The organism is Winslowiella arboricola (assembly GCF_025527015.1).
In the GTDB taxonomy this organism is placed as follows: Bacteria; Pseudomonadota; Gammaproteobacteria; order Enterobacterales; family Enterobacteriaceae; genus Erwinia; species Erwinia arboricola.
This window is the reverse complement of the sequence record NZ_JAODIM010000043.1, coordinates 559,467-584,555: the sequence shown is the minus strand read 5'-3', so window position 1 is coordinate 584,555 and position 25,089 is coordinate 559,467. Positions and strand designations below refer to the sequence as shown.

Here is a 25,089-nt window from a genome sequence, read left to right as displayed (position 1 = left end):
CTCAAATACCGGCATACTGATGCGCAGAGTCTTTCAGCGGAGATAACCATGGCCTGGCCTGAGGCACAATGTGCCACCACCCGACAGATGATCCTTGATAGCGCCGCCCGCCTGTTTGCCACTGGCGGCTACGGCGCGGTGAGTATTGATGAGATTATGCAGAGCGCCGGACTCACGCGCGGGGCTTTTTATCACCACTTTTCGTCGAAAAGGGAGTTGTATACCGAAGCGCTACGTAATGGTGCCAGAGCCGGTGGTGCGTTGCTGGATCGCGCCGGACGTGAGGGGCTGAAAGAGGTTGTGCAGGCTTATCTGTGTATGGAACATCGTGAAGGTGAAGATATGCACTGTCCTTTGGCGTTTATGGTCAGTGATGCCGCGCGTCAGGGCGGAAGTGTGCAGCGCAATTACACTCAGTTGTTACAGGCATTTATTGCCCGCATCAGCGCCAGTTTAGCCAGTGAAACAGAGCGAGAAGACCATCAGCAGGCGGTGCAGATTGCCGTGAGTATGATTGGTGGTCTGGCGCTGGCGCGCGCGGTGGATGATAAAGCATTAGCCGCAGAGATCCTGACTGCCAGCCAGCAGCTATGTTTTCAATTTCTTGACTAGCGACAGGCCTTAATACCGTTAATCAGACGTTCAACCCCTTGTTCAACTTTATTGCGCGGGCAGCCGACATTAAGACGTAAAAATCCGCTACCTTCCACACCATAGGTGTCGCCCGGCATAATCGCCACCTTCTGCTGCTTGATCAGGTTTTGCTGCAACCGCTGGTCATCCAGCCCTAACGGACGTAAATCCAGCCATGCCAGATAGCTGGCTTCGGGGGGGTGCCAGTTAAGCTCGGGGAAGTACTGGTTGAGTTGCCCGGCGACATAGCGCAGATTTGCCAGCAGATAAGCACGCAATGCATCCAGCCACTCTGCGCCATAACGGTAAGCGGCAATATGCGCGGCAATCGCCATCACTGCCGGGGAAGAGAGACCGTCGGCCTGTTTCAGTGTGTGCATCCACTGTGCGCGATCTTCCGGCTGGCTGATAAAACCGTATGCACCGGTTAGCGCCGGAATATTGAAACTCTTCGATGCCGAGGTAAACAGGGCATAAGGACCACGTGCAACGCTGATCCATGGCGTATGCGGCGTATTGCCCATCACCATATCCATATGAATCTCGTCGCTGATCACTTTTACCTGATGGCGCTGGCAGAGTTTCGCCATCTGCGCCAGCTCTGCTGCCTGCCACACTTTACCGGTGGGATTATGCGGACTGCACAGCAGCATAATTTTACAGTTGTCGCGCGCCAGCAGGTTTTCAAGCTGTGTCATATCGCAGTGCCAGTGCTGACCACGTTTCTCCAGCGGCGCCGCCAGCAGCTGGCGTTGACTGGCGTCGATAGTTTTACCGAAAGCGTCATAAGCCGGGGTATGAACCACCACGCCATCCCCTGGTGCAGACCACTGACGAATCAGCTGCGCCACCATATAGATTACCGACGGGCCATAGACAATCTGTTGGCTATCGACCGTCAGCTGAAAGCGCTGCTGATACCAGTAAACGATGGCATCGAGAAATTCAGCATGCTGCCAGCGGCTGTAGCCAAATACGCCGTGGCTGATACGCTGTTGCAACGCTTCCAGCACCACCGGCGCGGTGGCAAAATCCATATCAGAAATGGTAAAAGGCAGCAGATCGGCATCGCCAAAACGGTCAGCGACAAAATCCCACTGGGTGCACCAGCTGCCGTGACGATCGACAGGGTGATCAAAATTAAACATAGCGACCTCATTACACGGGGGCGCTTGCCCCCGTTCAGGCTGTTACGCCGATGCGGTTTGCATCAGGCTGGCGATTTCATCTTTTACCGACTGCACCTGCGGGCCAATCACCACCTGCAAACTGTGCTGATTAAGATGCACCACACCAATCACCCGATGGGCTTTCAGCGTAGCATCGTCCACTTTACTCATATCATTGACCGTCAGACGCAGGCGCGTCAGACAGTTATCAAGGGAAGTAATATTATCGACACCGCCCAGCGCCGCCAGAATCGCCGGGGCATTGTAACCGGACTTGCCGACGCCAGCGCTGGAGAAGGTTTTCTCAATCGTCTCGCGGTGGGTCTCTGCTTCACGTCCCGGCGTTTTGATATTAAAGCGCGTGATGGCGAAACGGAAAATCAGGTAGTAACCGGCAAACCACAGCGACGCAATCACCGGCACCCAATACCATTTGGTCGACAGGCCATGCAGAATACCGAACACCACAAAATCGATCACGTTGCCGTCGGTATTACCGATGGTCACGCCCAGCACCGCCATAATGGTAAAGCCAAGGCCGGTGAGCAGCGCATGGATCAGATACAGCACCGGGGCGACAAACAGGAACAGGAACTCAATCGGCTCGGTGGTGCCTCCGACCACGCAGGCCACCACACCAGAAATCAGCAGGCCCTTAATTTTATGGCGATTCTCGGGACGTGCGCAGTGATACATCGCCAGCGCGGCGCCCGGCAGGCCACCAAGGAAGGCGGGCATTTTGCCCTGAGAGAGAAAACGCGTCGCGCTTTCGGCAAAACCGCCGGAAGTCGGACAGGATAGCTGGGCCTGGAAAATAGTCAGCGCTCCACTCACCGTATGACCACAGACTTCCATGGTGCCGCCGGCATCGGTAAAGCGAATAATCGCCACCAGAATATGTTGCAGACCAAAGGGCAGCAACAAACGTTCGCCGGTACCAAAGATCATCGGACCGAAATCGCCGGCGCCGTTAATCATCCAGCCTAACCCGCTGATTGCCGCGGCAAACCAGGGCCAGATCAGCGGCACCGTCAGGCCCATCAGACCCATTACCAGCGTGGTTATAATCGGGACAAAGCGCGTGCCGCCAAAAAAAGCCAACGCATCCGGCAGGCGGATGGTATGAAAACGCTCATGCAGATAAAAGACAATAATGCCGACGATCACCGCACCGAGAATACCGGTATCGATAGACTGAATGCCGATAATATTCTGGATGTTATTCGCTTTCAGCACGGCTGCATCGGTGACCGGCAGAATGCCGTTAGCGGTCAGCCAGAAGTTGATCGCCAGATTCATTACCGCAAAGCCGACAAAGCCGGAGAAGGCGGCAACACCTTTGTTTTCCCGGGCCATTCCCAGTGGGATAGCGATGGCGAACATCACTGGCAGGAAGCTGAAAGCGAACGAGCCGACTTTACTCATCCAGGTAAAAATCAGCTGCAATACGTGATTGCCCAGGAATGGAATCAGCGTAATCACATCATGACTGCTTAGCGAGCTGCCAATGCCGAGCATAATGCCGCAAAAGGAGAGCAGCGCGACAGGCAGCATAAACGTTTTCCCCAGACTCTGGAAAAACTCCCACACTGATATTTTTTGTTTAATGGCGGACATACTTTCTCCCTGGCAAAAAAATGCTCAGCAGCTGCTGAGGTAAAAATAAGATAAAACGTTTTACCAGCGGTTAATGCGAAACGGCTCACAATATGATGGGCAGATGTGGTTTTCTTTACTGGCGCGAAGGTGTAACGTTTTATCTGCCTTCGATACCGTATGACGAACTGGCGCTTAAGCCTTGCAACCTGGCGAACTATGTCTCAGAAAAAAATAACCATTACTGAAGTAGCTGAAGAAGCAGGAATTTCCGTTACTACGGTTTCACTGGTGCTGTCCGGTAAAGGGCGTATCTCTGCCGCTACTGCTGACCGCGTTTACCAGGCAATAGAGAAACTTGGCTATGTGCGTAACCGTTCAGCCGCCATGCTGCGCGGTGGCGACAGCGGGGTAGTAGGACTGATTGTGCGCGATATTTGTAATCCGTTTTATGCGGAAATGACCGCCGGACTGAGTGAAACACTGGAAAAGCATGGCAAGGTGCTGTTTTTGACGCAAAGCGGCCAGCAGGGGCAAAATCTTAACCGCTGCTTTGATTCGCTGGTGGCACAAGGAGTTGAAGGCATTGTTCTGGGTGGCGGTGCCGCGAATGCTGCAGACCTGAGTACCCGCGCCCGTGATGCCGGAATTGCGCTGCTTTGCGCATCGCGCGCCAGTTCGCTGGAAGATACCGACTCTATTCGCCCGGACAATTTGCATGCGGCGCAAATGGCGACGGAATATCTGATTAAACGTGGTCATCACTGTATCGCCTGGCTTGGCGGCTCAGGATCCTCCTTAACTCGCGCCGAACGGATTGGGGGCTACTGCTCATCACTGCTGCAATACGGTTTACCTTTTCGCAGTGAATGGATTATTGAGTGTGGCAGTCAGCAGCGTGACGCCGCTGAACTGACTGAACAGCTGATTCATCAGCACCCGACGGTCACCGCCATTCTTTGCCATAACGCCTCGGTGGCGCTGGGCTGCTATTTTGGGCTACAGCGTAGTGGACGTACTATCGGTAAAGGGGGGCTGGACAGCTACTTTGGTCAGCAGATGGCGCTGGTGGGGTTTGGTGATGTGCCGGAAGCCCAACTTACCGATCCACCGCTAACATTTATTACCAGTTCCGCCCGTGAAATAGGCCGCAGTGCTGGCATGCGTTTACTGCAGAGGATGGCCGACCCGCAAGGCGATATTCAGAATGTGATTATGCCCCCGGTGCTGATCGAGCGCGGATCGGCGTAAGGATTGCCAGTAACAACGAGTGGCCTGAGTTCTGGCCACTCGTTGTTCAGATATTTACAGCAGCGGCTCCTCTGGATCAAAATCACCACTAAAACCAATACGCTTGTTCGACACCAGTCGCTGCGGCAGATAGCGATGAAGATTTCGTGTTTCACAGAATTCGCGGAAATCATCAAGGTGATTAACGCCAGCTTTGTGATACATATTTGCCAGCCGGTTTTCGATGGTTCTCGGTGAGAGATAGAGAAGATTGCCGATGTCTTTACTGCTCATCCCCTGCAACCTGAAGAAGATAATCTCACACTCTTTCTCCGTGAAAAAATCATCCGGTTTATTCAGCAGCAGTGAGCCGGGTAGCCTGCCGCGCACAAAATCATTGGGGGTAAATACTTCAAGGTATTTGACGCTGAGAAAAGCGCCAACGCACTCGTTATTATTATTATAAAAGGGCACTTTGCGGCAGATATAAGGACAGTCTACGGCATTTGGATGAATTTCAAGCATCGCCAGATGTTTTCTGGTTTCTATGATATTGCTGTCCTGATCACGCCATGCCTTAAGCGTATTTTCATTTTCAAACAGTACTGAAGGTACCTCATAGTCAAGACGACCGACTATCTCTCTGTTTGATTTAAGACCGGCCAGTTTAAGCATCGCCAGATTGGCATAGACAACTCGGGTGTCCGGCGCGCGGATGCAATAGGGCTCTGGCAACAAATCCAGAGATCGGCTGAGCATTTCAGGTACGATAATCTCAATATTCGTACTTGATGCATTATCTGAGTCCATGGTTTTCCCTCTCCATTTTATTACAATCAGTTTGTCGTGTTATTCCCTTTACTGGTTAAGTAAGCAAAATGACGCAAAGACTAATTACTCATGTTGTTAATGGTTTCTCGGGTATGGATATTTACTGCCTGTTGCCTTTGTAAGCCCTGAGGAATATAGATCATTTAATCCGTTTGCTCAATTCTCTTTCTTTAAAAAAATAGAGAAGTGAGAGATGTGTCGAAAACAGGGTATTAAAAACAGAAAGAGGGCGAGGAGATCCTCGCCTGTGACCTTAAATAAGAATGTAGTCTAATATTATTGCTTTTAAACTTATTATCTTCCCTGGTGTTGCATCTGCAACAATGGCGATAATAGCAACAGGGAATGCGGGAATTGAGAGGGTTTAATACTCCAGGGTTTGAGTATGTGACACTTGTTTTAAGCAAGGTTATCAGTCTTTAATCCCGGTTACTATCAAGTCAAACGAAGCAGAATTTACCTGCTGTCAATTTTCTCGTTATAGTCGCTTTTCCGCTGAAGAAGCACTCTTTTGGGTAAATAACGGTGTAAGTTACGCAATTCACAAAATTTACGGAAATCATCAAGGTGATTCACCCGGGCTTTGTTATACATCTGGGCCATACGATTTTCAACAGTACGCGGCGATAATCCCAGAATCTGACTGATTTCTTTATTACTAACCCCCTGCAACCTGTAGAAAATAATTTCACATTGTTTTTCAGTGAAAAAATCATCCGGTTTGTTCAGTAATAAAGACTCCGGTAGCTTACCTTTAATAAAGTCGTTGGGCGTAAAGACTTCAAGGTATTTAATCGTACAAAAGGTGCCAATACACTCATCGGTATTACTGTAGAAAGGCACTTTCCTGCACAGATAAGGTGAGTCAACTGCACCTGCATGAATTTCCAGCATGGTTAACGGTTTTCTGGTTTCTAAAATAATATTGTCCTGCTGGCGCCACGCTTCAAGATTTTCTTCATCGTCAAACAGCAGTGAAGGGATTTCATAATCTGGTCGTTCCATCATGATATAAGGCGATCTCAATCCGGAAAACTTCGCCATGGCCATATTGGCATACAAAAAACGGCCATCTGCTGTCCGGATACAATAAGGCTCTGTTAACAAATCCAGCGAACGCGTTATCGTTGTATAACTAATAATATCATCATGGTTTAATCGGTCATTAAAATGCATAGTTTCCCTACTCCATATCGGGGATGTGTTTAAAGTGCTGATTCCGTTTCCACACTCAAATGCCGTCCAGAGATGGCATTATTATATTAAATTGATTTTCCAGTTAATAACATGACTTCATCAAGAAAGGGCGAGGGGATCCTCGCCCTGAAGAGCAATTACTCGGCTGGCAAAGCTTGCGGCTGGGCCGACATGCCACCCAGCATATAACGTGACAGGAACTGGTCGAGCGGCATTTTCTCGCCGTTCATGGTGACCTGTCCGGTAGCGTACTGCAGGCTGGTAACGATATTGTTATCCTGCTGTGTGGTCAGCTTAAACATCTGACCCATCGCCGCCAGACCTTTCACCTGCTGTTCCGCCAGTTTAACGGCCTGATCCTGCGGATGACCTTCAGCCATCGCCACATGGGTCATCAGCTCGGTAGCCATATCCATGGAGATCACCAGCTTGCCGTCGAGGCTTTTCAGCACACGATCGGCGGCCTGATTGATATTCTGCGCTTCACCCGTAGCGGTAGCGGGATCTTTAAAGTTAACCGCCAGATTAAAGCTGCTCTCGCCCTTATCATTCTTCCAGCTCAGCGGCGCAATGGTGACGATCGGGTCGCCTTTCAGCAGGGTCGGCAGATTAGCAACCAGGATCTGATTCATCCCTTGCTGATAACGCAGCGGATCTTCGGCGATACCCGGTTGATTCAGCAGCGCCTGCATCTGAGTTTTGTAGTTCTCAGAGAAGGTCTTCAGTGCTGCGCCGTCGAACTGCGACAGTTTCAACGCCAGTTTGCCCTGACCAAACGACTGATTCTGCATTTTCAGGTTATCAAGGGTGTAATCAACCTGGCCTGAGACGGTTTTATCATCAGAATCAAAGCTCGCATTGACTTCAAGGCCTTCCAGCGTCACGGCTTCCTGACCATTAACCGAAGCGGTCAGTTTTTTCAGATCAATACCCTGATCGCCAACACGCACACCCTGCGGGCTAAGGTGCGTGTTCGCCTTCGCTTTCAGGCCATTGAGGGTAAACATCACCGGCATATCCATCTGATTCTTGCTGGTGACAGCGATACTGTCGATATTGCCATCAAAGCTGACTTTATCGCCCTGAGCATCAGCATCGACATTCAGTGTGCCGCCGTTCCAGGCAAAGCGCTGGCCGCTGGTGGCATTCTGATAATCGAGCGGCAGCAGGGTGATAGCCGAAGAGGTAGCGCCGCTGTAACCAATACGCGTATCCGCCTGGACAACCGAAACACCTTTGGTGACTTCAAACAGACCTTTCACCGCCTCGGTGTTTTCCAGCTCGGTATGCACCGATGCCATGCCAGGGATCAGGTTAAATTTTTTCAGCTGGGCGAACGGGAAGGGACCATGATCGATGGTCTCATTCAGCACAATGCTCTGACCCGGCTTCAGCAGCGCGTTATCTTCGGTCTGCGAGCTGGCCTGCACCACCAGTTTTGCGTGGCTGCTAAACAGGCCGCGTTGATAATCCTGATAGCTCACTTTCAGGCGGCTGTCGGGCGCAATATTGTTCAGCTGAGCATTCGCGTTCTGCACCAGGGTATCCATATGGCTTTCGAGCTGCTTGCCGGTAAACCAGGCGCCGCCGGTCCAGATAATTCCCAGTGCAACGACTACACTTACTGCAATCTTGGTCTTTTTCATCTTAATTTGTCATCCTTTCACTGATGTCAGCGCTGCCCACTCTGTCCCGTTTCCGGCAGCGAAGAAAAACGCCACACGGGCGTTTTCTGATTAATAGCTTGAATAATAATAGCAATTGTCCCGGCTGGCGTCAGTCGGATTAATTACAAAGTATTAAAGGCCTGCGCGATGCGTCCGCTGCCGCTGATGGTGACGGATGTCTCATCGGCAGCGATAAAGCAGGATTCGCCAGCCTGCAGCACCAGTTGCTGATCGCCTTGGGTGATAATCGCTTCACCTTCAATACAGAACAGAATGGACGCGCTCTGCTGGCTTAATGCCGCAGGCGTGTTGTCCAGCGTATGAATGGCGAAGGCAAAATCATCGACCGGGATCGGGAAGTTCAGGGTGTTGCCATTAACTTCAGGTTGCGTTAGCAGCCGGTCAAACGGGCTGGCGCTGAAGCGCACATTCGCCAGCAGTTCAGGGATATCGATATACTTCGGCGTCAGGCCTGCGCGTAATACGTTATCAGAGTTGGCCATCACTTCCAGCGCCACACCCTGCAGATAAGCATGCGGGGTTTCGGCAAACAGGAACATCGCTTCGCCAGGCTGCAGCTCGATCACATTTAACAGCAACGGAGAGAACAGACCGCTGTCATCAGGATAGACTTCAGCAATTGCTTTGATGGTATCCCATGGCTGACCCTGCTGGCTGTTAAGCGCCGATGTCAGCACACCAAGCGCCAGCGACTTCTCTTCACCTTCCAGCGAAAGCAGGCTGGCGAACAGCTGCGCAAGGCTTTCGGCATCGGGTTGCTGCAGAAAATGCGCAATCGCCGGATGCGCGCCAGCCACCGGCTGCAGCAGTGAAACAATTTCACGGTTTTCACGGAAGCCGTTAATCGCCAGGAATGGCGTCAGGGCATATACCAGCTCAGGCTTATGGTTTGCATCTTTATAGTTACGATTCGCCGCGCTCAGATCGATACCGGCCGCGTTCTCTTTCGCAAAGCCCACTTCGGCGGCCGCTTTACTTGGATGCACCTGAATCGACAGAGGTTGATCGGCACACAGGACTTTAAACAGAAAAGGCAGTTCACCAAAACGTTCAGCAACGTTGGCCCCCAGCAGACGCGTTTTATCACTATCGATTACGCTGCGCAGACTACGCACTTTCCCGTCAATCTCTACCGAAGAACTGCTTTTCGGATGCGCGCCCATCCACACTTCCGCCATCGGCAGATTGTCGGGGTTGGCAATGCCGTACAGCTCGGTGAGGGCAGTTTTGCTACCCCATGCGTAGTTTTGCAACGAATTGAGCAACTTTTGCATCATTTATCCCTGTTTAAGATGAATTTAACTGGGTTTATTAAAACAGAAACTACCCTGAAAAATACAGTCGAAATGCAATAAGGACGATTGAGTCGCATAATGTTAAATTATTGTATGGCAGAATATTGCGCGCCTTTGTTGCCCGTAGCGAGTTCCGCCACGGTTAACCGGGCCTTTTAAATCAAATGTATGTGCTAAAGGAGACAGGAATGGCCGCTAATCGCATTGAAAAAGACTCAATGGGACCCATTGATGTACCGGCTGATAAACTTTGGGGCGCACAGACACAGCGCTCACTTGAACACTTTCGCATCTCTACGGAAAAAATGCCCACCGCGCTGGTTCATGCGCTGGCACTGACTAAACGTGCCGCAGCACAAGTGAACAGTGATTTAGGCCTGCTGGCGGCTGAACGCGCTGAAGCGATTATCAAAGCGGCGGATGAAGTGCTTGCCGATCAGCACGGAAACGAATTCCCTCTTGCTATCTGGCAGACCGGTTCCGGTACCCAGACCAATATGAATATGAATGAAGTGCTGGCCAACCGGGCAAGTGAAATTCTCGGTGGCGAGCGCGGCATGTCACGTCTGGTGCATCCAAATGATGACGTGAATAAGAGCCAGAGCTCCAATGATGTATTCCCGACTGCGATGCATGTTGCGGCGGTTATCGCCGTGCGTGAACATCTGATTCCGCAACTGCATACGCTGAAAAAGACGCTGCATGCCAAAGCGGAAGCTTATAAAGATATCGTAAAAATCGGCCGTACCCATCTGCAGGATGCGACACCATTGACGCTGGGCCAGGAGATCTCTGGCTGGGTGGCGATGCTGGAGCACAACCTGAAGCATATCGAACAGAGCATTCCGCATGTGGCCGAGCTGGCGCTGGGCGGTACCGCAGTAGGCACCGGACTGAATACTCACCCGGAATATGCGGTGCGTGTTGCAAAAGAGCTGGCGGAACTGACGCAACAGCCCTTTGTCACTGCGCCGAATAAATTTGAGGCGCTGGCAGCCTGTGATGCGCTGGTGCATGCCCATGGCGCACTGAAAGGTCTGGCGGCTTCTCTGATGAAGATTGCCAACGATGTGCGCTGGCTCTCTTCTGGTCCGCGCTGTGGAATCGGCGAAATCGCCATTCCGGAAAACGAACCGGGCAGTTCAATCATGCCAGGTAAAGTGAACCCTACCCAGTGCGAAGCGATGACCATGTTGTGCTGCCAGGTGATGGGTAACGATGTGGCGGTCAATATGGGTGGCGCATCCGGTAATTTTGAACTGAACGTGTTCCGTCCAATGATTATTCATAACTTCCTGCAGTCAATCCGTCTGCTGGCGGACGGTATGGATAGCTTCAATCATCACTGCGCGGTGGGTATCGAGCCAAACCGTGACCGTATCGAGCAGCTGCTGAATGAATCACTGATGCTGGTCACCGCGCTGAATACCCATATCGGCTACGACAAAGCCGCGGAAATTGCTAAAAAGGCGCATAAAGAGGGACTGACCCTGAAAGGCTCCGCGCTGAAACTCGGTTATCTGACGGAAGAAGAGTTTGATGCCTGGGTGCGACCTGAAGATATGGTCGGCAGTATGAAGTCGTAATATCCGGCCTGAACGCCGTAAGGGAGCCAGCTGGCTCCCTTTTTTATGCTGCGTTACACCAGCCGATCGCTATACAGATGCAGGCGCGGAATGATGGCAAACAGCTTTTCCGCCTGCGGTTTATAGCGATGTTTTACCTGTTCGGCATCGTAATTAAGCAGTTCTCCCAGTGCCGGCACCTGATTTTTATCAGCACAAAGCACCAGCAGCGGTGAAGGGCAGGCCAGCTGCGTCTGTTTCTGCTGCTGGATATTCCAGGTTCGGGCAATCGGCTGCACTTTTACCGGACGCTTGATCTTCAGACGGGCATTAGCCGGCAGGGAGCGAATCGCTTCAATCTCCTCCAGCACTTTCTCTGCCCACTGTTCACGGCTCCAGGGTGCCACCGCACGACCGGCTTTCAGGCCGCGTTCCAGTTTTTCCAGCACTTCTTTGCGGCTCAGATTCTTCACAATATGCTTATTCGCCCAGCCAAAGCGCACGGTATTGGGTGCATCAAGCAGGGTGATGGCGCGATAGGCATTAAGGGTAATCAGCCCGCGCAGATGAGTATGAACAAAATCAAAGCGCTCCTCGCTTTCAACGCCGGACTCGACGGTAATAATCTGCTCCAGCCGGACTTTAAGCTGGTTAACGCAGGCTACCTGCTGGTGAAGCCGGGCAGACTGCACCATATCCGCCGCAAAGCAGAGCGCCCCCGGCAGGCGCACTGCGGCTTTGGTGCTGATTTGTTCAGACTGGTGTTGCATAAACAGCCGGCAGTAATGTTCCATCCCCAGTTGCAGCGCTTCGCTGCCGAGATGTTGTCTGACGTCGATAGTCCTGATTGGATCATGCTCTTTGCCTTTAACCACCGGGGGCAGGCTAAATACCCGCCCAGCCAGCAGGTGCAGCGATTGTAACTGTTGTTGTAGTTGGTTCAGTTCAGCTTCAAGTTGATTAACACACTGATGTAGCGCGGCAACAGCATCATATTGGCTCATAGATCCCTCTTTAGTTACAACATACAAACGACTATAGTCTGTATTAGTGCATATTTCAGCATCAGCGTCGTTTATTTTTCAACAGGGAATGGCCGGGGCAGGTAAAAAAGAGAAGGAAGGGAGTATATCAATGAGTCGCGGCCACAATGAGATAAATCATTATGGCCACTCTGTCATTACAACTGCCGTTGTTTCAGGCGGTAACCGACCAGCAGCGCCAGCACCAGTAATGTACCAATAAAAGCCGTAATGCCCGGCCAGCCATAATTATGCCAGAACACCCCACCCAGCGTACCGGCGACGCTGGAACCGACATAGTAACAAAACAGATACAGCGAAGAAGCCTGGCCGCGGGCACGGCGGGCGCGTTTGCCGATCCAGCCGCTGGCAACGGAGTGGGCGGCAAAGAAACCGGCGGAAAACAGCATCATGCCGATAAAAATCAGCCACAACATATTGAATGCGGTAAGAAGTAAGCCGCTAAGCATAATGGCGGTGGAGAACAGCAGCACTTTACCGCGGCCAAAACGGGCGGTCATCGCGCCTGCTTTAGGTGAACTCCATGAACCGGTGAGATAAACTACTGACAGCAGACCGACAACGGCCTGACTGAGATACCATGGCGCACTTAACAGGCGATAGCCGATATAGTTGAACAGGGTGACAAACGCGCCCATCAGCAGAAAACCTTCGGCAAATAGCAGCGGCAGACCCGCATCACGCCAGTGCAGACGGAAATTAATCAGTAAATTGCGCGGACGCAGCGATGCCGGACGAAAATGGCGCGATGCAGGCAGAATTTTCCAGAACATCAGGGCGGCGGCGAGAGAGAAACAACCTACGGTCGTCACCGCTACGCGCCATGAGGAAAAATCAGTAATTACCCCGGTCAGCAGGCGACCGCTCATGCCGCCAATCGAGTTGCCGCTGATATATAACCCCATTGAAAAAGCCACCACGCTGGGATGAATCTCTTCGCTGAGGTAGGTCATACCCACTGCCGCCACACCGCTCAGTGACAGACCGATCAATGCACGCATCAGCAGAATGCCATGCCAGCTGGTCATAGTTGCCGAAATCAGGGTACAGATCGCCGCCAGCAGCAGCGCGGTAACCATCACCGATTTGCGGCCAATGGCGTCGGAAAGCGGGCCGGTAAACAGCAGCCCCAGCGCCATCATGCCGGTCGCAATCGACAGTGAAATACTGCTCTGAGCAGGCGAAACACCAAACTGCTGCGACAATACCGGCAAAATCGGTTGCACGCAGTAGAGCAGCACAAAAGTGGCCAGTCCGGCAGAAAATAGCGCTAAGGTAACGCGCATAAATTGCGGCGTACCGCGAGTAATAAACAGGTTTTTTGCTGATGCGGAAGTGGAGACGCGTTCAAGGCTGGAGTCGTCCAACGTAACGGTCTGGGATGAGCGGTTCACAACGGTTCCTCAGGAATAAAATCAGAGTGTTAACCTTAGGCAAGCTGCATTATGATGTCTAATATATTAATAATCTCAAATAAGACGTTTAAAGTATGAATATCGAATTACGTCATCTTCGCTACTTTATCGCCGTCGCCGAAGAGCTGCATTTTGGCCGTGCCGCTCAGCGCCTGAATATCTCGCAGCCGCCGCTCAGCCAGCAAATATTGCTGCTGGAACAACAAATTGGCGCACGTCTGCTGGCGCGTACTAATCGCAGCGTCAATCTCACCGCGGCAGGCCAACAGTTTCTTAGCGATGCCCGGCAGATATTGCTGAATGTGGAGCAGGCAGCGGATAAAGCCGCACGCTTACATATGGGGGTTGAAGGTGAGCTGCGCATTGGTTTTACCTCTTCCGCGCCTTTTATCGCCCCGGTTTCCGATGCGCTGTTTATTTTTCGCCAGCGTTATCCGCAGGTGCATATTCAGATGCAAGAAATTAACACCCGCCAGCAGCTGGATCCGTTGAGTGACGGACGCCTCGATCTGGGAGTGATGCGCAATACGCCACTGCCGGATAATCTCGACCATAAACTGATTTTGCGCGAACCCTTATATGCGCTGGTGCATCGCGCCCATCCGCTGGCGCAGAAGCAGAGTATCCCGTTGCAGGCGCTGGCCAGTGAACCGTTTGTTTTTTTTGACCCTCAGGTCGGCACCGCGTTATACAGCGAAATTCTCGGGATGCTGCAGCGCCACAATATTGAACCCTATATCACCCAGGAAGTGGGGGAGGCAATGACGATTCTCGGTCTGGTTTCCACCGGTCTTGGCGTGTCGATTTTGCCGGCGTCATTTAAACGGATACACCTTACGGATGTGGTCTGGCTGCCGTTACAACAGCACGATGCATTATCTGAAGTCTGGCTGGTCTGGGCGAAACAGCGCGAACAGAGCGCGGTGCTCCAGCATATGATGGGCCTGTTGCTAAAGTAGCTGGCAACAGATTGATTGACCGTTTTACGCGCGTTATAAGCGCTTTTGTGTGCAGTAAATCACATATCGAATCAAATATTTGACGCAACCCGCCAAGTGTTTCACCATAGCGAAAAGGGTTTATTTTGAAGCGCGAAAATAAGCGGGAGCAGGGTTGTGATAGCGGATAGTCAGCCTGGGCATATAGACCAGATAAAGCAGACCAATGCTGGCGTTGTTTATCGCCTGATAGATCAATTTGGTCCGATTTCGCGCATTGAGCTGTCCAGACTTGCGCAACTGGCTCCGGCCAGTATTACTAAAATTGTGCGCGAAATGCTCGAAGCCCATCTGGTGCAGGAAACTGAGTTTCAGGAGATGGGCAGCCGCGGTCGGCCAGCGGTTGGCCTGATCCTCGATACTGCCGCCTGGCACTATCTTTCTGTGCGGATCAGCGAAGGGGAAATTACCCTGGCGCTGCGCGATCTGAGCAGTGCGCTGGTGATTGAGCAGCAACTCCCGTTGCCGCAGGAAGGCCGTGAGCCGCTGTTAACGCGCATTACCGCTGAAATTGACCAGTTTTTTATTCGCCATCAGCGCAAGCTCGAACGTCTGACTGCCATTGCGATTACGCTGCCGGGCATTATTAATACCCGCAGCGGCATTGTGCATCGCATGCCGTTTTACGAAGTGGTCGATATGCCACTGGGGCCGGAGCTGGAACAACGCACCGGTTTGCCGATCTACATTCAGCATGATATTTGTGCCTGGACCATGGCGGAGTCACTGTTTGGCGCCTCACGCGGCGCACGCGATGTGATCCATGTGGTGATTGATCATAATGTCGGCGCCGGAGTGATTACCGGCGGACGCCTGCTGCATAATGGCAACAGTACTCTGGTGGAGATTGGTCATACGCAGGTCGATCCCTACGGTAAGCAGTGTTACTGCGGCAACCATGGTTGCCTGGAAACCGTGGCCAGTATCAGCAGCATTCTGGCCCTCGCCAGGCAGCGTATGGCCTTAGCGCCAGCTTCCACGCTGCATAATCAGCCGCTGACGGTATCCGCACTTTGTGATGCGGCGCTGGCCGGCGATCAGCTCGCCAGAGATATTATTGCTGGCGTCGGCAGCAGCGTGGGTCGCATTGTGGCAGTGATGGTCAATCTGTTTAATCCGCAAAAAATTCTGATTGGTTCGCCGCTCAATCGCGCCGCGGAGATCCTTTATCCGGCGATAACCGCCTGTATTCGCCAGCAATCGCTGCCTGCTTACAGCCGGCAAATCGATGTGGAACCGACTCAGTTTGTTAATCTGGGTACCATGCCTGGCGCGGCGCTGGTTAAAGATGCGCTATATAACGGCTCTCTGCTGGTCAAACTGTTGCAGGGCTAATCAGTTGCTGCTTATCCACAAAAGCTTGCGCTAACGCAAACTGGCGTCCGGCGCGCTACTCTACAATTTTCCGACACAAACCTTTGAGCAAAATCATTAATTTCAGGTTGCTGGCCTGTCGGAGACACACCCATGTTTAGTCGTATATTCGTAACCGGTACGGATACTGCTGTCGGAAAAACGGTGGTTTCCCGCGCACTGTTGCAAAAACTGTCCGCTGAGTACCCCCGCGTGGTGGGTTATAAGCCGGTAGCAAAAAGCAGCCAGCAAACGGAGGAGGGCTTACGCAACAAGGATGCCCTTGTGCTGCAAGCCTCTTCCAGTCTGCAACTGCCGTATCAGGCTATAAATCCCTTTACCTTGCAGGAAGATGAGATCAGCACCAGCCGCGATCATAAAATCAGTTACAGTCTGTTGAGTTCAGGTTTGCAGCACTTAAGCGAGCAGGCGGATGCGGTGGTGGTTGAGGGTACCGGCGGCTGGCGCAGTCTGATGAATGACCTGCGTCCGCTCTCTGAGTGGGCGGTGCTGGAGAAACTGCCGGTCGTAATGGTGGTGGGTATCCAGTCCGGTTGTATCAGCCATGCACTGTTAACCGCAGAATCGGTGATTAACGATGGTCTGCCGCTGCTGGGGTGGGTAGCAAATCGCATCAATCCGGGACTGGCGCACTACGCAGAGATTATCGATGTCTTACGCGATAAGATCCCGGCGCCGCTGTTAGGCGAGCTGCCTTACTTACCGCGTGCCGAACAGCGTGAACTGGCAAAATATCTCGATCTGTCGGTGGTTAAATAAAAGAAATAAGGGCGGCGAGAACGCCGCCCTACGGAAAAAATACCGACCACTACAGGCCCAGCGCCCGCCGCGTACGACCAGAACTGAGATAATCAGCAATATAATCCTGCGAAATCTCACCGCTGTAGCGGCCCTCTTCATCAACAATCGGCATCCATACCAGATTGTGTTCATACAATTTTGACAGTACTACACGCAGGTTCTCTTCCGCACGACCAGTAACGGTAAACTGATGCAGCATTTCTGCGCAGACACCGCTGGCGCCACGCGCTTCGCGACGTTTGACAAAGCCAAGTGGCTTACCGTCATCATCCACCACGGTAACCGAGCGCATATCATTATCGTCCATGGTGCCAAAGGCATCTGACAGCGACGTCGATTTCTGCACCGTTATGGTTGGCTGCTGATCGGTCACGTCACCTGCCTGCACCAGCAGCAGGCGTTTCAGCGTACGGTCCTGGCCGACAAAAGAGCCAACAAACTCATTGGCCGGTTTCGCCAGCAGCTCATCCGGACTGGCGCACTGGACGATTTTACCCTGACCAAACACCGCAATACGGTCGCCCAGTTTTAGCGCTTCATCAATATCATGGCTGACCAGCATCACGGTTTTCTTCAGCTGGCGCTGCATATCAAGAAACTCATTCTGAATCACTTCACGGTTAATCGGGTCCACCGCACCAAAAGGCTCATCCATCAGCAGTACCGGTGGATCCGCCGCCAGCGCGCGAATCACGCCGATACGCTGCTGCTGACCACCGGACATCTCTTTGGGATAGCGGTGCAGAAATTTGGTCGGATCCAGCGCCACCATGCTCATCAGCTCGCTGGCGCGATCTTTACAGCGCTTTTTATCCCAGCCCAGCATCCGCGGTACGACGGTAATATTCTCTTCAATGGTCATATTGGGAAACAGACCAATTTGCTGGATCACATAGCCAATATTACGCCGCAGCGTAGTGGTATCGAGATTACTGGTATCTTCGCCATTAATCAGAATTGTGCCGCTGGTAGAGGGGATCAGACGGTTAATCATCTTTAATGTGGTGGTTTTACCGCAACCGGACGGACCAAGCAGCACACACATCTCGCCCTCAGGCACATTCAGGCTGACATTATCGACGGCATTAAAAGTGGTGCCGTTTTTCTGGGTAAATTGTTTAGTGAGATTTTCCAGTTTTATCATTATCGAATCCCCTTAGGAGTCAGCGCTAACTGCAGACGATGCAACAGCCAGTCAAGAATAATAGCCAGCAAACAGATCATTAAGGCGCCGGAAATCAGCATACGGATATCACTGCCGCTGATGCCATCAAGCAACAGCAGTCCCAGTCCGCCCGCACCAATCACTGCGGCGATGGCCATTACGCCAACGTTCATCACTACCGCGGTACGAATACCACCGAAAATCACCGGCAGTGCCATCGGGATCTCCACCCAACGCAGACGCTGCCAGAAAGTCATACCAATGCCGCGACCGGCTTCACGCAGACCGCCGGGAATATTTTCCAGCGCGGTGTGGGTGTTACGTACAATCGGCAACAGCGAGTAAAGAAACACTGCGGTTACCGCAGGCACCACGCCAATCCCCTGACCGATCATCGAAAACAACGGAATCATCAGGCCAAACAGCGCAATGGAAGGGATGGTCAGTACAATGGTCGCCAGTCCCAGCACCGGCGTCGCCAGCCATTTAAAGCGGACAATCAGAATGCCGACTGGCACGCCGATAATAATCGCGAAGCCGACGGCCAGCATCACCAGCCACAAATGCTGCCCGGTCAGGCTAAGCAGGTAACTCCAGTTGTCGACGATATAATTAATCGTATCCATAGCTTCTCCTTAAAGCATGCCGTGAGATTTCAGGAAATCGCGCGCAACCTGCTGCGGAGATTGATGATCGATATCGACCTTTTTATTCAGCTCGGTAATAACGTCATCGGTAATCAGCGGCGATAGCTGATTCAGCGCTTCCGCCAGACCCGGATTAGCGTCAAGCGTATCCTGACGTACCACCGGCGTTACGGCATAGCTTGGGAAGAAGCCTTTGTCATCCTTCAGCACCTTCAGGTCGAAGCCCTTAACCCGGCCATCGGTGGTGTAAATCAGGCCGGCATCGACAAAACCGTCGCGAATAGCGTTATAAACCAGCCCTGGATCCATCTGACGGATCTGCGGACGATCCAGCTCCATGCCATAGGCTTTCTGCAACGGTTTCATGCCGTCGGAACGGCCAGAAAACTCCAGATCCAGCCCCAGCATCCAGTTATTGTCCGGGTCGGTTTTACGTACCTGTTCGACTTTGGCCACCAGCTGTGACATGGTATCGATATGCTCTTTATCAGCGCGATCGCGCTTCATGGCAAAGGCATAGGTATTATTCATTGGCGCCGGATCCAGCCAGATTAACCCTTTCTTACCATCAAGCGTTTTCACCGTCTGATACGCTTCTTCCGGCGTCATACGCTTTTCAATATGGTTGAAAATAATCAGTGATGTGCCGGTGTACTCCCAGGTCATATCGATCTGTTTACTCAGCATCGCATTGCGCGCAATGGTTACTGCGATATTGGTTTTGGGTTCAACCTCAAAGCCTTTCTTATTCAGCCACAGAGTCGTCATCGCAGACAAAATATGCTGCTCGGTAAAACTTTTGGTCGCCATAATTATTGGCGCCGCCGCTGCGGCGCTGCTCAGCGCCAGCGTGGCGCTCAGGGCGAGAGTAGTGTGGCGAACCCAGCGGGTTAATTTATTGGCAGATGCCATAGCAAAGCTCCTGTTATTGTTTTAAACCGCCGTATGTGGGCTTAACAAACGTCCAAGACCGGCCAGCAACATATCGAGGATTAGCGCAAACAGCGCCGTTGCCGCAGCACCCAAAATCAGTGTCGGGAAGTCGTTCAGATAGATGCCCGGGAAGATCAGCTCGCCATAACTGCTGGCGCCAATCAGAAACGCCAGTGGGGCAGTACCGACATTAATCGCGGTGGCGATGCGGATCCCGGAAAGAATCACCGGTGAGGCGTCAGGTAACTCTACCTGCAGCAGACGCTGCTTTTTGGTCATGCCAATGCCGTTGGCCGCTTCCAGCAGCGAAGGCTGCACCGAGCAGAGTCCCGCATAGGTATTGCGCACAATCGGTAATAACGAAGCGAGAAACAGCGCGAAAATAGCCGGGCCATCGCCGATACCGATGATCACCATTGCCAGCGCCAGCACCGCTAACGGCGGCAGGGTATTGCCGACATTAAAGATTTGCATCACATATTCGGCCCAGCGACGGGCGAAAGGACGGCTGAGAAGAACACCGCTGGGAATGCCGACCAGCAGGGCAAAGAGCATCGACCAGAACACCAGCATCATATGCTGCTGTCCGAGATAGACTAAATCGACCTGACGTGAACGGATAGTATCGAAGCCAAGGCCATAAACCAGCAGTCCGAGTACCACAACAATAAACAGAACCGCGAGGGCTGCACGCTTAGCCAGCACAGAGTTTTGCATAAACAGGATTCTCCCTGAGACTACATTATCAGCCAGCACTTCCATTGGGAGCCGGAAGCCTGCCCTTGTTATTCATTCAGTTGGTGAATCGACAGAAATCGCAAACAACACAACGCCATATCCAATACCGAGTTCACCGCTTTAAACAGACAAAAAAACTATTTTCGACCTTATTTACCTGATAAAGGTTAAAAATGGCCTCTGAATCTATAGCAGCCTGTTACTGACGATGGCAACTTTTACCGGCAAAATCAGCAGGATAGTTTTTCGGCAGATCTGGCTGAAAGCCGCGTTTTAACTGGCATAAAGCGCATAAATATTAATTTCGGCGGTAAACGTGACGCTGTCACTGACTGCGGCGCACAATACGGAAACTGTCGCATACCAGAATCAGCTAGCCTTAAGCAAGACACAGGAAAGGGACACTATGACGGAAACACTTTATCAACAGGTCAGGCATCGCCACTGGATCCTTATCGCCGCAATGCTGGCGATGTTTATGGCGGCAATTGAAGTCACCATTGTCGCCACGGCAATGCCCACTATCGTGGCGGAACTGGGCGGTTTTTCTCAATTTGGCTGGGTATTCTCCATTTACCTGCTGACTCAGGCCGTCAGCGTACCCATCTATGGCCGGCTGGCCGATCTGTGGGGCAGAAAGAAAGTGTTTTTTATCGGCACTTCACTGTTTCTGCTGGGGTCGGTACTGTGCGGCTTTGCCAGCAGTATGGGCTGGCTGATTCTGTTTCGTGCTTTTCAGGGACTGGGTGCCGGGGCGATTATGCCGCTGACCTCCACCATCGTCGCTGATATCTATTCGCCAAAAGAGCGCGCCGGTATTCAGGGCTGGCTCTCGAGTGTCTGGGGTTTTGCAGCAATTATCGGACCGCTGTCCGGCGCCTGGATTGTGCAGCACTTTAACTGGGCGCTGATCTTCTGGGTCAATGTGCCGATTGGCCTGATTTCGATGCTGATGCTGGCGCGCTTTCTGCCGGATATGCAGGTGAAGCAGCAACACCGGCTTAACCTGGCGGGCAGCGGCTGGCTGATGTTATGTGTCTCATCTTTGCTGATAGCGCTGTTACAGGCGGAAACCCTTGGCTACTGGTCGCTGGCGTTTCTGGCGCTGTCCATGTTGTGCGGTTATGCGCTGGTAAGAAATGAGCAGCAGGCTAAAGAGCCGCTGTTTCCGCTGGCAATCTGGCGCAGCCGGGTCATTGTGGCGGGCAATGCCGGTAATCTGATTATTGGCGCGGCGATGATGGGGATCAGCGCATTTCTGCCGACCTGGATTCAGGGGGTGAATGGCGGTACGCCGTTGCAGGCGGGCAGCGCGCTGGCAATGATGTCAATTGGCTGGCCAATCGCCAGTGCGATTAGCGGCCATCTCATGCAGCGCACGTCCTATCGTTTTACTGCGCAGCTGGGCGCGTTTTTACTGATCGTGGGTTGCGCACTGTTGCTGACGCTGCAACGTGACAGCAGCATGCTGCATGCCGCACTCTACGCCTTTATTATCGGCACTGGCATGGGTATGACCAGCACCACCTTCCTGGTCTCCGTACAAAACAGCGCGGAGTTTCATATTCGCGGCATCTGCACCGCCTCGATTATGTTCAGCCGCATGCTCGGTTCGGCGCTGGGTACGGCGTTAATGGGCGCGGTACTCAATTACAATCTGCTGCTGCGCTTGCCCGATCAGCCGGATCCGGTACAACAAATTATGTCGGAAGGTGAGCGTCAGGCATTACAGCACGACACCCTGCAACAAATGGTGGCGCAGGTGGCGGCATCGCTGCACTGGGTGTTTGTCGCCGCATTGCTGATTGCGCTGATGAGTCTGGTCATTGCCCGCGCGATGCCGCAGCGGCGGCCGGAATAAACCGCGCCCAGATTATCCGGGTTTAACCTCAGAATTCCGTCGTGACGTTAAACCCGATATTATCTTTATCAATGACTGGCGAAATAAGGGTTTTAGTGAAGTTTATATTTAATCCGGTAACCACATATTGCACTGAGGTTGCCAGTAATGCACCGGCGGCGACATCGCGCCAGTGGTGATTATCAGAACGGACCCGTGAATAAGCTACCGCCGATGCGATACCATAAGCCGGTACGCCATATTGCCATCCGTAACGAAACTGCAAATATGCGGCGGCCTGCGAGGCTGCCGACGTATGCCCTGAAGGGAACGAATGAGGTTTGCCATTCGGCCTTTTGGCATCAATGCTGTATTTTAATCCCTGGGTAATGGCGGCCGTGTAGATAGCGCCTTCAACCAGCTGGCCAACACCTTCATAATCCTGCTGATAAAGTGAGATCACCCCGGCGGTAATGGGTAATGCAATTTGTGCCGTATCACCAAATTTCACCAGATCCTGATGTGCTGCCAAAGCGGAAAAACTGATAAACGGCACAGCAAGCAGTGCAATTAAATTTTTATTCATATAATTTCAGGTTACTTAATTAAATGTGGGAATTTAACGCAGAAAGTAACCTGAAATTGTTAAATGAAATATAAACCGATTCCGCCTGTTATTATTTATTGAGTTTTATTTAATTAAGGTTAGTGAAATATTTAAATTAAATAGAAAGGTAATAAGAAGTTTCTTTATCTTTTACAGAACTAAACGGATCGCAATACGCAGCAGGTAAAAATAAAAAGGGAGCCAATAATGACTCCGCTATCTTATTAACACTATCAGAAGAGGGATTATGGTGCCGGCGCATCCTGCGTGCTGCCTGCATCGGCAGGCACACTGGCGTCGCCATCACTGGTAATGCGTTTATAAACGATTTTTTGCGTATCATTTTCGCAATGGCCAACCACCTGGCCACCAGCCTGGTCAGCCTGATCGTTGGGAACAATATCCAGGGTGAAACCAGATTCAGTTACACCGTTACTGACAATTTTTTTACTGATATCGGCTTTAACCGTTTCACAGGATGCCTGAGCAGCAAGCGGTGCGATTAAGCATAGTGCGGTGAGCATCAACACAGACGTTTTCATCACATCATCCTTTTGTTAAAAACTGCCCTAAGCATAGCATCAGTCAGCCGGTTACGGCGTTACCGGACGTCCGGTACGGCGATCAAGGCAGCGCAGGGTGTTAGCTTCCCAGTACGCATTCACGTTATAGCTTTTATCGCAGGCATCGCGGGTATCAAATGCGTTATCAGCTTTATCAAACTCTTTTTCGACGCGGCTGTTAACCTTTTTACGCAGCATACGCGTATCGTCCCACTGCTCTTTCTCCTGACGCGCTTGTTCGTTGCTCAGCGCTGCGTTGCCATTCTCAATAATCAGGCGATCGGTTTTTGCGCCAGCGGTAGCTGGCACGACCAGCGTCGCACCCAGCAATGTCAGGGGCAGAAGGGCGGCGAGCAGGCGTTTATGCAGAGTTTTCATCATTACATCCTTAAGTAAGTACCGCAGCCAGCTACTGCTGCTGGGGTCAGTATCTCTTTTATTATATCATCGACGTTCAATTGCTCACCAGTCGCAGTGCCGGCTTGTTTATATTTCTGAGAGATGTTTTACATAATGATCAAAACTTCGCTGCTGTTTTTTCTTACCGCACTGGCTGAAATTATTGGCTGTTTTCTGCCGTGGTTATGGCTGAAGCGAGGCGCATCGGTGCTGTTGCTGATCCCGGCAGCGTGCAGTCTGGCGCTGTTTGTCTGGCTGCTGACGCTGCATCCCGCCGCCAGTGGACGCGTCTATGCCGCCTATGGCGGTGTCTATGTGATGACCGCGCTGTTATGGCTGCGTTTTGTTGATGGCGTGCGTCTGACCCATTATGACTGGCTGGGCGCGGCGGTGGCGTTTAGCGGCATGCTGATTATTGTGGCGGGCTGGAGTAAATAAGCGGCTAAGCAAACCCCGTATATCACCAACCGGTAAGATACGGGGCAATTATCAATCCTTATGCACCTTCAGACCTGCCAGCGTCTGGCTGACCGGCATCATCTCAAGGGTATTGATATTGACATGTTTTGGCAGGTTGGCGACCCAGTGCACCGCTTCGGTGACATCTTCCGCTGTTAGCGCGGTCGTGCCGTCATAAACTTTACCCGCTTTATCATCGTCGCCTTTAAAGCGCACATTGGAAAACTCGGTGCCGCCGACCAGGCCCGGTTCGATATCGGTCACGCGCAGGGCAGTGCCGTGCAAATCGGTACGCAGATTAAGGCTGAACTGGCGTACAAAGGCTTTGGTGGCGCCATACACATTCCCTCCCGCATACGGCCAGCTACCGGCGATCGAGCCGATATTAATGATATGACCAATATTGCGTTCAACCATTGCCGGTAATAGCGCGCGGGTCATATACACCAGACCTTTATTGTTGGTGTCGATCATATCTTCCCAGTCATCGAGATTCGCTTTGTGCGCCGGTTCGATACCCAGCGCCAGGCCCGCGTTATTGACCAGAATATCGATATTACGCCACTCCGCAGGCAGTCCTGCCAGTGCGGTTTCAATCCCTGCACGATCACGTACATCAAGTTGTAAAGTGAACAGGTTGTCGCCCAGCTCATCTTTCAGCGCCTGCAAACGTTCGACGCGGCGGCCCGTGGCAATCACTTTGTGACCATCAGCGATAAAGCGGCGGGTGATACTTTGACCAAAACCGGCGGTGGCACCGGTAACAAAAATAATCATCTCACTGTTCCTTAACGTGTTTCGGGTATCAAACACCTTATCACTTCACTGCGTGGCCGTTAAGAAATGAATCCTGCTAACGGTTCGCAAGCTGTGCACATCCATGGTGCGGGTAGCGCGGAATAT

At 52.1% G+C, this 25,089-nt stretch carries 24 protein-coding genes; 8 read left to right on the top strand and 16 right to left on the bottom strand.

The window, feature by feature from the left end; all coding sequences use genetic code 11:
* Positions 1-48: 48 nt before the first annotated feature.
* Positions 49-612 carry a TetR/AcrR family transcriptional regulator gene (locus N5923_RS20165; protein ID WP_267141789.1) on the top strand — a complete coding sequence of 188 codons (564 nt, stop codon included), beginning with the start codon at positions 49-51 and terminating at the stop codon, positions 610-612.
* Here the strand turns inward: N5923_RS20165 and N5923_RS20160 are convergent.
* Together N5923_RS20160 and malX are read right to left on the bottom strand one after the other, a co-directional pair.
* On the bottom strand, positions 609-1,781 hold the full coding sequence (locus tag N5923_RS20160) for a MalY/PatB family protein (RefSeq protein ID WP_267141790.1): 1,173 nt from the start codon (positions 1,779-1,781) through the stop codon (positions 609-611). The two genes, N5923_RS20165 and N5923_RS20160, sit on opposite strands and share 4 nt — an antisense overlap.
* A gap of 42 nt (positions 1,782-1,823) precedes the next feature.
* On the bottom strand, positions 1,824-3,419 hold the full coding sequence (malX, locus tag N5923_RS20155) for a maltose/glucose-specific PTS transporter subunit IIBC (RefSeq protein ID WP_267141791.1): 1,596 nt from the start codon (positions 3,417-3,419) through the stop codon (positions 1,824-1,826).
* A gap of 198 nt (positions 3,420-3,617) precedes the next feature.
* Between malX and N5923_RS20150 the strand changes: the two genes are divergently transcribed.
* On the top strand, positions 3,618-4,649 hold the full coding sequence (locus N5923_RS20150; RefSeq protein ID WP_267141792.1) for a Mal regulon transcriptional regulator MalI: 1,032 nt from the start codon (positions 3,618-3,620) through the stop codon (positions 4,647-4,649).
* Positions 4,650-4,703: 54 nt separating this feature from the next.
* On the opposite strand, the gene N5923_RS20145 is transcribed toward N5923_RS20150, so the two are convergent.
* The 4 genes from N5923_RS20145 to manA form a co-directional block, all read right to left on the bottom strand.
* Complete coding sequence (locus N5923_RS20145) at positions 4,704-5,438, bottom strand: PAS and helix-turn-helix domain-containing protein (protein WP_267141793.1); 735 nt, start codon at positions 5,436-5,438, stop codon at positions 4,704-4,706.
* 477 nt (positions 5,439-5,915) lie between these two features.
* Positions 5,916-6,635 carry a helix-turn-helix transcriptional regulator gene (locus N5923_RS20140; RefSeq protein ID WP_267141794.1) on the bottom strand — a complete coding sequence of 240 codons (720 nt, stop codon included), beginning with the start codon at positions 6,633-6,635 and terminating at the stop codon, positions 5,916-5,918.
* Positions 6,636-6,793: 158 nt separating this feature from the next.
* A complete protein-coding gene (locus tag N5923_RS20135) occupies positions 6,794-8,302 on the bottom strand; it encodes a YdgA family protein (protein WP_267141795.1) in 1,509 nt (502 codons plus the stop codon).
* 143 nt (positions 8,303-8,445) lie between these two features.
* Positions 8,446-9,618 carry a mannose-6-phosphate isomerase gene (gene manA, locus N5923_RS20130; RefSeq protein ID WP_267141796.1) on the bottom strand — a complete coding sequence of 391 codons (1,173 nt, stop codon included), beginning with the start codon at positions 9,616-9,618 and terminating at the stop codon, positions 8,446-8,448.
* Between the two features lie 209 nt (positions 9,619-9,827).
* Here manA and fumC point away from each other — a divergent pair, with 209 nt between their 5' ends.
* Positions 9,828-11,225, top strand: coding sequence for a class II fumarate hydratase (gene fumC, locus N5923_RS20125; protein ID WP_267141797.1), 1,398 nt, complete (start codon positions 9,828-9,830; stop codon positions 11,223-11,225).
* Positions 11,226-11,278: 53 nt separating this feature from the next.
* Here fumC and tus read toward each other — a convergent pair whose 3' ends face one another.
* Positions 11,279-12,208 (bottom strand): DNA replication terminus site-binding protein, encoded by a 930-nt coding sequence (tus, locus tag N5923_RS20120; RefSeq protein WP_267141798.1) that lies wholly within the window; start codon positions 12,206-12,208, stop codon positions 11,279-11,281.
* 176 nt (positions 12,209-12,384) lie between these two features.
* Positions 12,385-13,641, bottom strand: a complete 1,257-nt coding sequence (locus N5923_RS20115) for an MFS transporter (RefSeq protein WP_267141799.1) — start codon at positions 13,639-13,641, stop codon at positions 12,385-12,387.
* 95 nt (positions 13,642-13,736) lie between these two features.
* Here N5923_RS20115 and N5923_RS20110 point away from each other — a divergent pair, with 95 nt between their 5' ends.
* The 3 genes from N5923_RS20110 to bioD all read left to right on the top strand — a co-directional run bounded on the left by N5923_RS20110 (position 13,737) and on the right by bioD (position 16,793).
* A complete protein-coding gene (locus tag N5923_RS20110) occupies positions 13,737-14,621 on the top strand; it encodes a LysR family transcriptional regulator (RefSeq protein ID WP_267141800.1) in 885 nt (294 codons plus the stop codon).
* Between the two features lie 156 nt (positions 14,622-14,777).
* The gene (gene mlc, locus N5923_RS20105) at positions 14,778-15,995 is read left to right on the top strand and encodes a sugar metabolism global transcriptional regulator Mlc (RefSeq protein WP_267141801.1); all 1,218 of its coding nucleotides are present in this window, start codon (positions 14,778-14,780) and stop codon (positions 15,993-15,995) included.
* 132 nt (positions 15,996-16,127) lie between these two features.
* On the top strand, positions 16,128-16,793 hold the full coding sequence (gene bioD, locus N5923_RS20100) for a dethiobiotin synthase (protein WP_267141802.1): 666 nt from the start codon (positions 16,128-16,130) through the stop codon (positions 16,791-16,793).
* 49 nt (positions 16,794-16,842) lie between these two features.
* Here the strand turns inward: bioD and osmV are convergent, their stop codons facing one another.
* Genes osmV through N5923_RS20080 form a run of 4 tightly spaced genes read right to left on the bottom strand, consistent with a single transcriptional unit; the run spans position 16,843 to position 20,297 of the window.
* Entirely contained in the window at positions 16,843-17,979 is a 1,137-nt protein-coding gene (osmV, locus tag N5923_RS20095) for an osmoprotectant ABC transporter ATP-binding protein OsmV (RefSeq protein WP_267141803.1), read from the bottom strand.
* Complete coding sequence (gene osmW / locus N5923_RS20090; protein WP_267141804.1) at positions 17,979-18,626, bottom strand: osmoprotectant ABC transporter permease OsmW; 648 nt, start codon at positions 18,624-18,626, stop codon at positions 17,979-17,981. The genes osmV and osmW overlap by 1 nt, the downstream gene beginning before the upstream one ends.
* Positions 18,627-18,635: 9 nt before the next feature.
* The gene (locus N5923_RS20085) at positions 18,636-19,559 is read right to left on the bottom strand and encodes a glycine betaine ABC transporter substrate-binding protein (protein WP_267141805.1); all 924 of its coding nucleotides are present in this window, start codon (positions 19,557-19,559) and stop codon (positions 18,636-18,638) included.
* A 21-nt stretch (positions 19,560-19,580) separates the two neighbouring features.
* Positions 19,581-20,297, bottom strand: coding sequence for an ABC transporter permease (locus N5923_RS20080; RefSeq protein ID WP_267141806.1), 717 nt, complete (start codon positions 20,295-20,297; stop codon positions 19,581-19,583).
* A 427-nt stretch (positions 20,298-20,724) separates the two neighbouring features.
* Between N5923_RS20080 and N5923_RS20075 the strand changes: the two genes are divergently transcribed.
* Entirely contained in the window at positions 20,725-22,179 is a 1,455-nt protein-coding gene (locus N5923_RS20075) for an MDR family MFS transporter (protein ID WP_267141807.1), read from the top strand.
* 28 nt (positions 22,180-22,207) lie between these two features.
* On the opposite strand, the gene N5923_RS20070 is transcribed toward N5923_RS20075, so the two are convergent.
* The 3 genes from N5923_RS20070 to N5923_RS20060 form a co-directional block, all read right to left on the bottom strand.
* Positions 22,208-22,744 (bottom strand): phosphatase PAP2 family protein, encoded by a 537-nt coding sequence (locus N5923_RS20070; protein WP_267141808.1) that lies wholly within the window; start codon positions 22,742-22,744, stop codon positions 22,208-22,210.
* A gap of 266 nt (positions 22,745-23,010) precedes the next feature.
* A complete protein-coding gene (locus N5923_RS20065; protein ID WP_267141809.1) occupies positions 23,011-23,307 on the bottom strand; it encodes a DUF1161 domain-containing protein in 297 nt (98 codons plus the stop codon).
* A gap of 51 nt (positions 23,308-23,358) precedes the next feature.
* Positions 23,359-23,706, bottom strand: coding sequence for a DUF1283 family protein (locus N5923_RS20060; RefSeq protein WP_267141874.1), 348 nt, complete (start codon positions 23,704-23,706; stop codon positions 23,359-23,361).
* Between the two features lie 135 nt (positions 23,707-23,841).
* On the opposite strand from N5923_RS20060, the gene N5923_RS20055 reads away from it, so the two are divergent.
* Positions 23,842-24,165 carry a YnfA family protein gene (locus tag N5923_RS20055; protein WP_267141810.1) on the top strand — a complete coding sequence of 108 codons (324 nt, stop codon included), beginning with the start codon at positions 23,842-23,844 and terminating at the stop codon, positions 24,163-24,165.
* A 51-nt stretch (positions 24,166-24,216) separates the two neighbouring features.
* Here the strand turns inward: N5923_RS20055 and ydfG are convergent, their stop codons facing one another.
* A complete protein-coding gene (gene ydfG, locus N5923_RS20050; protein ID WP_267141811.1) occupies positions 24,217-24,963 on the bottom strand; it encodes a bifunctional NADP-dependent 3-hydroxy acid dehydrogenase/3-hydroxypropionate dehydrogenase YdfG in 747 nt (248 codons plus the stop codon).
* Positions 24,964-25,089 lie beyond the last annotated feature (126 nt).